The organism is Streptococcus sp. GMD1S (assembly GCF_000296875.1).
Lineage (GTDB): Bacteria > Bacillota > Bacilli > Lactobacillales > Streptococcaceae > Streptococcus.
The window spans coordinates 1-9684 of record NZ_AJQY01000041.1 but is presented as its reverse complement, the minus strand read 5'-3'; the positions used below and the strand labels follow the sequence as shown (position 1 = coordinate 9684).

Annotated in this window: 8 protein-coding genes; 7 read left to right on the top strand and 1 reads right to left on the bottom strand. The window is 44.2% G+C overall.

The features are described 5' to 3' along the window. The 5 genes from uppS to GMD1S_RS05735 all read left to right on the top strand — a co-directional run. On the top strand, positions 1 to 544 hold a 544-nt coding region (uppS, locus tag GMD1S_RS05755; RefSeq protein WP_000314538.1), incomplete at its 5' end, for a polyprenyl diphosphate synthase. Positions 545 to 552: 8 nt separating this feature from the next. Further along, positions 553 to 1356 carry a phosphatidate cytidylyltransferase gene (locus tag GMD1S_RS05750; RefSeq protein ID WP_000159119.1) on the top strand — a complete coding sequence of 268 codons (804 nt, stop codon included), beginning with the start codon at positions 553 to 555 and terminating at the stop codon, positions 1354 to 1356. Positions 1357 to 1371: 15 nt separating this feature from the next. Beyond that, positions 1372 to 2628 carry an RIP metalloprotease RseP gene (gene rseP / locus GMD1S_RS05745; RefSeq protein ID WP_000579742.1) on the top strand — a complete coding sequence of 419 codons (1257 nt, stop codon included), beginning with the start codon at positions 1372 to 1374 and terminating at the stop codon, positions 2626 to 2628. Positions 2629 to 2644: 16 nt separating this feature from the next. Then, positions 2645 to 4498, top strand: a complete 1854-nt coding sequence (locus tag GMD1S_RS05740; protein WP_000814021.1) for a proline--tRNA ligase — start codon at positions 2645 to 2647, stop codon at positions 4496 to 4498. A 97-nt stretch (positions 4499 to 4595) separates the two neighbouring features. Then, on the top strand, positions 4596 to 5975 hold the full coding sequence (locus GMD1S_RS05735; protein ID WP_000911358.1) for a glycoside hydrolase family 1 protein: 1380 nt from the start codon (positions 4596 to 4598) through the stop codon (positions 5973 to 5975). Positions 5976 to 6013: 38 nt separating this feature from the next. Here the strand turns inward: GMD1S_RS05735 and GMD1S_RS05730 are convergent, their stop codons facing one another. After that, on the bottom strand, positions 6014 to 6427 hold the full coding sequence (locus GMD1S_RS05730; RefSeq protein ID WP_000264209.1) for an EamA family transporter: 414 nt from the start codon (positions 6425 to 6427) through the stop codon (positions 6014 to 6016). 215 nt (positions 6428 to 6642) lie between these two features. Here GMD1S_RS05730 and glmS point away from each other — a divergent pair, with 215 nt between their 5' ends. Together glmS and GMD1S_RS05720 are read left to right on the top strand one after the other, a co-directional pair. Next, positions 6643 to 8451: a glutamine--fructose-6-phosphate transaminase (isomerizing) gene (gene glmS / locus GMD1S_RS05725; RefSeq protein WP_000334288.1), complete on the top strand. Its 1809-nt coding sequence runs from the start codon at positions 6643 to 6645 to the stop codon at positions 8449 to 8451. A gap of 110 nt (positions 8452 to 8561) precedes the next feature. Then, positions 8562 to 9614 (top strand): LLM class flavin-dependent oxidoreductase, encoded by a 1053-nt coding sequence (locus tag GMD1S_RS05720; RefSeq protein ID WP_000229789.1) that lies wholly within the window; start codon positions 8562 to 8564, stop codon positions 9612 to 9614. Positions 9615 to 9684 lie beyond the last annotated feature (70 nt).

Genomic DNA, 9684 nt, shown 5'->3' with positions numbered 1-9684 from the left:
TTCAACGGAGAATTGGACACGCCCAGATCAAGAAGTCAAGTTTATCATGAACTTGCCCGTTGAGTTTTATGACAACTACGTCCCTGAATTGCACGCAAATAACGTTAAGATTCAGATGATTGGGGAGACAGACCGTCTGCCTAAGCCGACTTTTGAATCTTTGAAAAAAGCAGAGGAGTTGACCAAGAACAATACAGGCTTGATTCTCAATTTTGCGCTTAACTATGGTGGTCGTGCTGAAATTACGCAGGCTCTTAAGGGCTTGGCTCAAGATGTTCTAGATGCTAAAATCAACCCTGGTGACATCACAGAAGATATGATTGGGGACTATCTTTTCACGCAACACCTGCCAAAGGATTTGCGAGATCCGGACTTGATTATTCGTACGAGTGGTGAGTTGCGTTTAAGTAATTTCTTGCCATGGCAAGCAGCCTATAGTGAGCTTTACTTTACGGATACCTTGTGGCCTGATTTTGATGAAGCAGCCTTGCAGGAAGCTATTGCTGCTTTTAACCATCGCAATCGCCGTTTTGGAGGAGTTTAGGAGAAGATATGACCAAGGATTTACAAAAGAGAACATTGTTTGCGGTATTGGCCCTGGCCATTTTCCTTCCAGTCTTGTTTGCGGGTGGGCTCTTGTTGCAGATAGGGATTGGCTTGTTAGCGATGCTAGGCGTCCATGAACTCTTGCACATGAAGGGGCTAAAGACTATGACCATTGAGGGTGCTTTGACTCTTTTTGCGACCTTCGCTCTCACAGTTCCTTTAGAAAATTACCTAACATTTTTGCCTGTTGATGGGAATGTGGTTGCCTACAGTGTTTTGATTACCATAATGCTAGGGACGACCGTTTTCAGTAAAAACTATACGATTGAAGATGCCGCTTTTCCAATTGCTGTGAGCTTTTATGTTGGTTTTGGTTTTAATGCCTTACTAGATGCTCGGGTGGCAGGTTTTGACAAGGTACTTTTGGCCCTTTTTATCGTTTGGGCGACAGATAGCGCAGCCTACCTGACAGGGATGAATTTTGGTAAACATAAGTTGGCACCAAGAGTTTCTCCTAATAAGAGTATTGAGGGATTTGTCGGTGGTATTCTAGGTGCGGTACTGATAACAGTGATTTTCATGTTAGTGGACAGCACAGTTGCTCTTCCTTATGGGATTTATAGAATGAGTCTCTTTGCTGCCTTCTTCAGTGTGGCAGGTCAGTTTGGTGACTTGATTGAAAGTGCCATGAAACGCCATTTCGGTGTCAAGGATTCTGGCAAATTTATCCCTGGACATGGTGGTGTGTTGGATCGCTTTGACAGCATGCTGATTGTGTTTCCAATGATGCACTTATTTGGCCTGTTTTAAAGAAAGGAATATTGAATGATTGGATTGCTAACCTTTATCCTCGTTTTTGGGATTATTGTGGTGGTGCATGAGTTTGGACATTTTTATTTTGCCAAGAAATCAGGCATTCTAGTTCGTGAATTTGCCATTGGTATGGGGCCCAAGATTTTTTCCCATATCGGTAAGGATGGCACTGCTTATACCATTCGAATCCTTCCTCTAGGAGGCTATGTTCGTATGGCAGGCTGGGGTGATGATGCGACAGAAATCAAGACAGGAACTCCAGTCAGTTTAACACTTGCTGATGATGGTAAGGTCAAACGGATTAACCTCTCAGGGAAGAAGTTGGATCAAACGGCTCTTCCTATGCAGGTAACTCAGTTTGACTTTGAAGACAAGCTCTTTATCAAGGGTTTGGTCCTGGAAGAAGAAAAGACTTTTACAGTGGATCATGATGCAACGGTTGTTGAAGAAGATGGAACCGAAGTGCGCATCGCTCCTCTGGATGTACAGTATCAAAATGCTTCTATCTGGGGCAAGCTCATCACCAACTTTGCAGGTCCTATGAATAACTTTATCTTAGGTGTTGTTGTTTTTTGGATCTTGATCTTTTTGCAGGGCGGTGTTAGAGATACTCAGACCAATCTCTTTCATGTCATGCCAGAAGGAGCTTTGGCTAAGGTGGGCGTAGCTGAGACAGCTCAAATCACCAAGGTCGGCTCGCATGAGGTTAAGAATTGGCAAGACTTGACCCAGGCTGTGGAAGCAGATACCAAGGACAAGACTGCCCCGACCTTAGATGTGACCATTTCTGAAAATGGTAGCGAAAAACAAGTCACTGTGACTCCAGAAGAAAATCAAGGACGCTATATTCTCGGAGTTCAACCGGGGGTCAAGTCAGACTTTCTATCCATGTTTGTTGGTGGATTTACAAACGCTGCTGACTCTGGGCTCCGCATCCTTTCGGCTCTGAAAAACTTGATTTTCCATCCAGATTTGAACAAACTCGGCGGTCCCGTTGCCATTTTTAAGGCAAGTAGCGATGCTGCTAAAAATGGAATTGAGAATGTCCTCTACTTCCTAGCCATGATTTCCATCAATATTGGAATTTTTAACTTGATTCCGATCCCGGCTTTGGATGGTGGAAAGATTGTGCTCAATATCCTAGAGGCTATCCGCCGTAAACCCCTTAAACAAGAAATTGAAACCTATGTCACCATGGCTGGTGTAGTTATCATGGTTGTCTTGATGCTAGCTGTAACCTGGAATGACATTATGCGACTCTTCTTTTAGATAATCGAGGAATATTATGAAACAAAGTAAAATGCTAATCCCTACACTTCGCGAAATGCCAAGCGATGCTCAAGTTATCAGCCACGCCCTTATGTTGCGTGCTGGTTATGTTCGCCAAGTTTCTGCAGGTGTTTATTCTTACCTACCACTTGCTAACCGTGTGATTGAAAAGGCTAAGAATATCATGCGCCAAGAGTTTGATAAGATTGGTGCGGTGGAGATGTTGGCTCCTGCCCTTCTCAGTGCTGATCTTTGGCGTGAATCAGGTCGTTATGAAACCTATGGTGAAGACCTTTATAAACTGAAAAATCGTGAAAAGTCAGACTTTATCCTAGGTCCGACACACGAAGAAACTTTTACGGCTATTGTTCGTGACTCTGTCAAATCTTACAAGCAATTACCACTTAACCTTTACCAAATTCAACCTAAGTACCGTGATGAAAAACGTCCACGTAACGGACTTCTCCGTACGCGTGAATTTATCATGAAAGACGGCTATAGTTTCCATGCTAATTACGATAGTTTGGATGTGACTTATGACGAGTACAAGGCGGCCTATGAACGAATTTTCACTCGTAGTGGCTTGGACTTCAAGGCCATCATTGGTGATGGTGGTGCCATGGGTGGTAAGGATAGCCAAGAATTTATGGCCATCACTCCTGCTCGTACAGACCTTGACCGCTGGGTTGTTTTGGACAAGTCAGTTGCCTCATTTGATGAAATTCCTGCAGAAGTGCAAGAAGAAATCAAGGCAGAATTGCTCAAATGGATGGTTTCTGGTGAAGACACTATTGCCTACTCAAGTGAGTCTAGCTATGCGGCTAACTTAGAAATGGCAACAAACGAGTACAAACCAAGCAACCGTGTTGTCGCTGAAGAAGAAGTGACTCGCGTCGAAACTCCAGGTGTAAAATCCATCGATGAAGTCGCAGCCTTCCTAAATGTCCCAGAAGAACAAACAATCAAAACCCTCTTCTACATGGCAGATGGTGAGCTTGTTGCAGCCCTTCTAGTTGGAAATGACCAACTCAATGAAGTTAAGTTGAAAAACCACTTGGGTGCAGATTTCTTTGATGTTGCGAGCGAGGAAGAAGTAGCAAATGTTATATCGGCTGGCTTTGGTTCGCTTGGCCCAGTTGGTTTGCCAGAAAATGTGAAAATCATTGCAGACCGTAAGGTACAAGATGTTCGCAATGCTGTTGTGGGGGCCAACGAAGATGGCTACCACTTGACGGGTGTGAACCCAGGTCGTGATTTCACTGCAGAATACGTGGATATCCGCGAAGTTCGTGAGGGTGAAATTTCACCAGACGGACAAGGCGTTCTTAACTTCGCGCGTGGTATTGAGATCGGTCATATTTTCAAACTCGGAACTCGCTACTCAGCAAGCATGGGTGCAGATGTTTTGGATGAAAATGGTCGTGCTGTGCCAATCATCATGGGATGTTACGGTATCGGTGTTAGCCGTCTTCTTTCAGCAGTTATGGAACAACACGCTCGCCTCTTTGTCAATAAAACGCCTAAAGGTGAATTCCGTTACGCTTGGGGAGTTAACTTCCCTAAAGAATTGGCACCATTTGATGTGCATTTGATTACTGTCAATGTTAAAGATGAAGAAGCGCAAGCCTTGACAGAAAAATTGGAAGCCAACTTGATAGACGCTGGTTACGAAGTCTTGACAGATGACCGTAACGAACGTGTCGGAGTGAAGTTTAGCGATAGCGACTTGATTGGTCTGCCAATCCGTATCACTGTTGGGAAGAAAGCAGCCGATGGCATCGTAGAAGTCAAGATCAAGGCGACTGGTGACACAATTGAAGTTCACGCAGATAACTTGCTCGAAACCCTTGAAATCCTAAGCAAGAAATAAAACTATAATCAGAAGAAAAACAAGGCAAAAATGTAACTAGTTTTTACCTTGTTTTTTCTGTATAATGGGAAAAATGAGTAAATGAAGAGGTAAAGCTATGCTAAAATTTCCAAAGGATTTTGTCTGGGGTTCCTCCACTTCTGGACCACAGACAGAAGGACGAGTGCCAGGTGATGGTAAAGGAGATAATCTCTGGGATTATTGGTATCAAGTAGAGCCAAACCGCTACTACAATGGGATTGGATCTGATAAAACATCGACCTTCTATGAAAACTGGGAAAAGGATATTGAGCTTTTGGTAGAGACTGGGCATACAGCCTTTCGTACTTCTATCCAGTGGTCTCGTATTTTCCCGCAAGGTCGTGGAAAAGTCAATCCTCAAGGTGTGGCTTTCTACCGTCAGGTATTTGAAGCGATTAAGGCCAAGGGCATTCGTCTCTTAGTCAATCTCTATCACTTTGACCTGCCTTTTGCCCTGCAGGAAGATGGGGATGGTTGGGAAAACAAGGCAACCATTAAGGCTTACGAAGACTATGCTCGTTTTTGTTTTGAGACTTACGGTGACTTGGTGGACCAATGGATTACCTTTAACGAGCCCATCGTCCCTGTGGAGTTTGGCTATTTTTATGATGCTCACTATCCTCACAAGGTGGATGCCAAAGCGGCGGTTAAGGTTGCTTATCATACGCAACTGGCTAGTAGTCTTGCGGTTAAGGCTTGTCATGAGATTTTGCCTGATTCTAAGATTGGGATTGTCCTCAACTTGACACCAGCCTACCCACGTAGTCAGCATACCGCAGATGTCAAGGCTGCGCGCATTGCGGATCTCTTCCAAGCCCAATCTTTCCTAGACCCGTCTGTCTTGGGAGCTTATCCAGAAGAATTAGTAGAAATCTTGTCTGAGCATGATTTGCTGCCAGAGTACACTGTTGAAGAGTTAGAACTCATTCGGGAGCATACAGTGGACTTTCTTGGAGTCAATTACTACCAACCTTTGCGCGTTATGGCGCCACGTTTTGCCAAGCATCCAGACAGTCCACTCTTGCCAGAACATTTCTATGAGCCTTATATCATGCCGGGCCGTAAAATCAATCCTCATCGCGGTTGGGAAATCTATGAGCAGGGGATTTATGATATCGCTCAAAATATCAAGGAAAATTATGGCAATATTGAGTGGATGTTGACAGAGAATGGCATGGGTGTTGAAGGTGAGGATAAATTCCGTGAGAATGGCATGATTCAGGACGACTATCGTATCGACTTTGTCAAAGGACATCTGCGTGAACTTCACCGTGCCATTGAAGACGGAGCCAATTGTAAGGGTTACTTAATCTGGACCTTTATCGACTGCTGGTCATGGCTCAACAGCTATAAAAATCGCTATGGTCTGGTTGAGCTTGACTTGGAAACACAGGAACGTCGCCTGAAGAAATCAGGCCACTGGTTCAAAGAACTCAGCGACCATAATGGATTTTAAGAATAAAAAGAGTGAGATGGCGTTCATCTCACTTTTTATTACAATATCATCACCAAGGTCCCGATCGTAATCAGGATACAGCCAATAATTGTTTTAAACGTCAGGATATCTTGTAGGAAGAAAAAGGCTAGAACGAGGGTAAGGACGAGACTGAATTTATCGACAGCAGATACCTCAGTTGCACTGCCCATCTGCAAGGCCTTGTAGTAGCAGAGCCAAGAGGCGCCAGTGGCCAAACCAGATAAGATGAGAAAGAGCCAACTTTTTCTACTGATATTGACAATTTCGGTCTGACTATTGGTCAAGAAAACCATGGCCCAGGCCATAAGAATGACGACGACCGTACGAATAGCGGTTGCTAGATTGGATGGAACTCCCTCAATTCCAATCTTAGCTAAAATTGACGTTAAGGCTGCAAAGATAGCTGATAAAAGTGCGAAGAAAAACCACATGGCAAATACCTCCTCTTTTTATTATAAGTAATTGATGCTGACTTGTCAGGTATCAAGTGAAATCTTGATAAAACACCAGATAGAAAAACTATACCAATTTTTATCCTTGACAAGTGAGAAAAACAAGTATATACTGTTTTTGCTGATTCCGTAAAGTGAGAATTAGACTATACCAATTTAAGGAGAAAGCACAGCTGGTCTGTGTCGTATATACTATGTGTGGAATTGTTGGTGTTGTTGGAAACACAAATGCAACTGATATTTTGATTCAAGGGCTTGAAAAGCTCGAATACCGTGGCTATGATTCTGCGGGGATTTTTGTCCTAGGTGGTGCTGAAAATCACCTGGTTAAGGCTGTCGGTCGTATCGCAGAATTGTCTGCCAAGACAGCAGGTGTTGAGGGGACAACTGGTATCGGACATACTCGTTGGGCAACTCACGGGAAACCAACGGAAGACAATGCTCACCCACACCGCTCTGAGACAGAACGTTTTGTCTTGGTCCACAATGGGGTCATTGAAAACTACCTTGAAATCAAGGAAGAATACCTTGCAGGTCACCACTTCAAGGGACAAACAGATACAGAAATCGCTGTTCACTTGATTGGGAAATTTGTTGAAGAAGATGGCTTGTCAGTTCTTGAAGCCTTCAAAAAAGCCCTTCACATCATCCGTGGTTCTTATGCCTTTGCCTTGGTTGACTCTGAAAATCCAGATGTCATCTATGTCGCTAAGAACAAATCGCCACTTTTGATTGGTCTTGGAGAAGGCTATAACATGGTCTGCTCAGATGCTATGGCCATGATTCGTGAGACCAACCAATACATGGAAATCCATGACCAAGAGTTGGTAATCGTCAAGGCTGATAGCGTCGAAGTTCAAGACTATGATGGTAACAGTCGTGAGCGTGCTAGCTATACTGCTGAGCTCGACTTGTCAGATATCGGTAAAGGAACTTACCCTTACTACATGCTCAAGGAAATTGATGAGCAACCAACGGTTATGCGTAAACTTATCCAAGCCTACACAGATGAGGCAGGTCAAGTAGTGGTTGACCCTGCTATCATCAAGGCTGTTCAAGATGCAGACCGCATTTACATCCTTGCAGCTGGAACATCGTACCACGCAGGATTTGCTTCTAAGAAGATGTTGGAAGAACTGACAGATACACCAGTTGAACTTGGAATTTCATCTGAGTGGGGCTATGGTATGCCACTTCTCAGCAAAAAACCACTCTTCATCTTTATCAGCCAGTCTGGTGAAACAGCTGACAGCCGTCAGGTTTTGGTTAAGGCTAATGAAATGGGCATTCCAAGCTTGACAGTGACAAACGTTCCAGGTTCAACCCTATCACGTGAAGCCAACCATACTATGCTTCTTCACGCGGGTCCTGAAATTGCCGTGGCATCAACCAAGGCTTATACTGCGCAAATCGCAGCTCTAGCTTTTCTTGCAAAAGCAGTCGGAGAAGCAAACGGCAATGCCAAAGCCCAAGCCTTTGATCTGGTTCATGAGTTGTCAATCGTAGCTCAGTCTATCGAATCAACTCTTTCTGAAAAAGAAACCATTGATGCAAAGGTTCGTGACCTTCTTGAAACAACTCGCAATGCCTTTTACATTGGACGTGGTCAAGACTACTATGTAGCCATGGAAGCCAGTCTTAAGCTAAAAGAGATTTCTTACATCCAATGTGAAGGCTTTGCGGCAGGAGAACTCAAGCACGGAACCATTGCCTTGATTGAAGAAGGAACGCCTGTCTTGGCCCTCTTGTCAGATCCAGTCCTTGCCAACCATACTCGTGGAAATATCCAAGAGGTCGCAGCCCGTGGTGCCAAGGTTCTCACTATCGCAGAAGAAAATGTTGCTAAAGACACAGACGATATCGTCCTTACGACCGTACACCCTTACCTCTCACCAATCTCAATGGTCGTACCAACGCAATTGGTCGCTTACTTTGCAACACTCCACCGTGGCCTTGATGTGGACAAACCACGTAACCTTGCTAAGTCAGTAACAGTAGAATAAGCTAAGAAAGTCTAGTTCATCTAGACTTTTTCTAATGAGCAAATTTATTGAAAATAAAACTAATTAGTGATAAAATACCCTAAAACTAAAAGAGATAGCGAGGAAACGGGATGGTAGAATTAGGAATTTCAACATTTGGTGAAACAACAGCTCTGGAAGCGACTGGGCAACTTTACAGTCATGATGAACGCATTCGTCAGCTGGTGGCAGAGATAGAGCTGGCTGATAAGGTTGGTTTGGATGTGTACGGGATTGGGGAGCATCATCGGGAGGACCTTGCGGTATCGGCGCCAGAGATTGTTCTTGCAGCTGGTGCAGTCAATACCAAGAAAATTCGTTTGACGAGTGCAGTCAGCATACTCTCGAGTATGGATCCGATTCGCTTGTTCCAACAATATGCTACTATCGATGCTTTGTCAAATGGACGTGCGGAGATTATGGCTGGGCGTGGTTCATTTACCGAGTCTTTCCCACTGTTTGGCTATGACTTGAAAGACTATGAAGCTCTCTTTGATGAGAAATTAGACATGCTCCAGTTAGTCAATGAAAAGACCAAGATAGACTGGCAGGGGCAATTGACCCAAAGCATTGCTGGAAAAGAAGTTTATCCTCGTCCAGTTCAGGACAAATTGCCATTGTGGGTGGCGACAGGTGGTCATGTAGAGTCAACAGTGAAGATTGCTCAGGCGGGGTTGCCAATTGTCTATGCTATTATTGGTGGCAATCCGCGTTATTTTAAAAAGCTGATTCAAGCTTATCGTGAGATTGGTAGGGAAGCCGGTCATGCGGATAAAGACCTGAAAGTGGGCGCTCATTCTTGGGGCTGGATTGCTGAAGATGGCGAGCAGGCGATAAAAGATTATTTCCATCCGACCAAGCAAGTAGTGGATGCGATTTCCAAGGACCGTCCACACTGGCAGGAGTTGACCTATGAGCAATATTTGGAGCAAGTTGGTCCAAATGGAGCCATGTTTGTGGGAAATCCAGACCAGGTGGCAGAAAAATTGATTTGCATGATTGAGGATTTAGACTTGGATCGCTTTATGTTGCACCTACCACTTGGTTCTATGCCACATGATCAAGTTCTCAAAGCTATTGAACTTTTTGGAACGCAAGTCGCACCAAAAGTGCGTGCTTACTTTGCCATGAAAGAAGGGTTATAAAAAAATCCAATCAGTTGAGTCGATTGGTGAGGAACACCCATGGATTCAGCAACAGGTGGAAGTGGTACAA

Bases quoted from the DNA above. Each gene is read 5' to 3' on its own strand.
- GMD1S_RS05750 (WP_000159119.1), top strand. From the start codon at position 553: ATGACCAAGGATTTACAAAAGAGAACATTGTTTGCGGTATTGGCCCTG.
- rseP (WP_000579742.1), top strand. From the start codon at position 1,372: ATGATTGGATTGCTAACCTTTATCCTCGTTTTTGGGATTATTGTGGTG.
- GMD1S_RS05740 (WP_000814021.1), top strand. From the start codon at position 2,645: ATGAAACAAAGTAAAATGCTAATCCCTACACTTCGCGAAATGCCAAGC.
- GMD1S_RS05735 (WP_000911358.1), top strand. From the start codon at position 4,596: ATGCTAAAATTTCCAAAGGATTTTGTCTGGGGTTCCTCCACTTCTGGA.
- GMD1S_RS05730 (WP_000264209.1), bottom strand. From the start codon at position 6,427: ATGTGGTTTTTCTTCGCACTTTTATCAGCTATCTTTGCAGCCTTAACG.
- glmS (WP_000334288.1), top strand. From the start codon at position 6,643: ATGTGTGGAATTGTTGGTGTTGTTGGAAACACAAATGCAACTGATATT.
- GMD1S_RS05720 (WP_000229789.1), top strand. From the start codon at position 8,562: ATGGTAGAATTAGGAATTTCAACATTTGGTGAAACAACAGCTCTGGAA.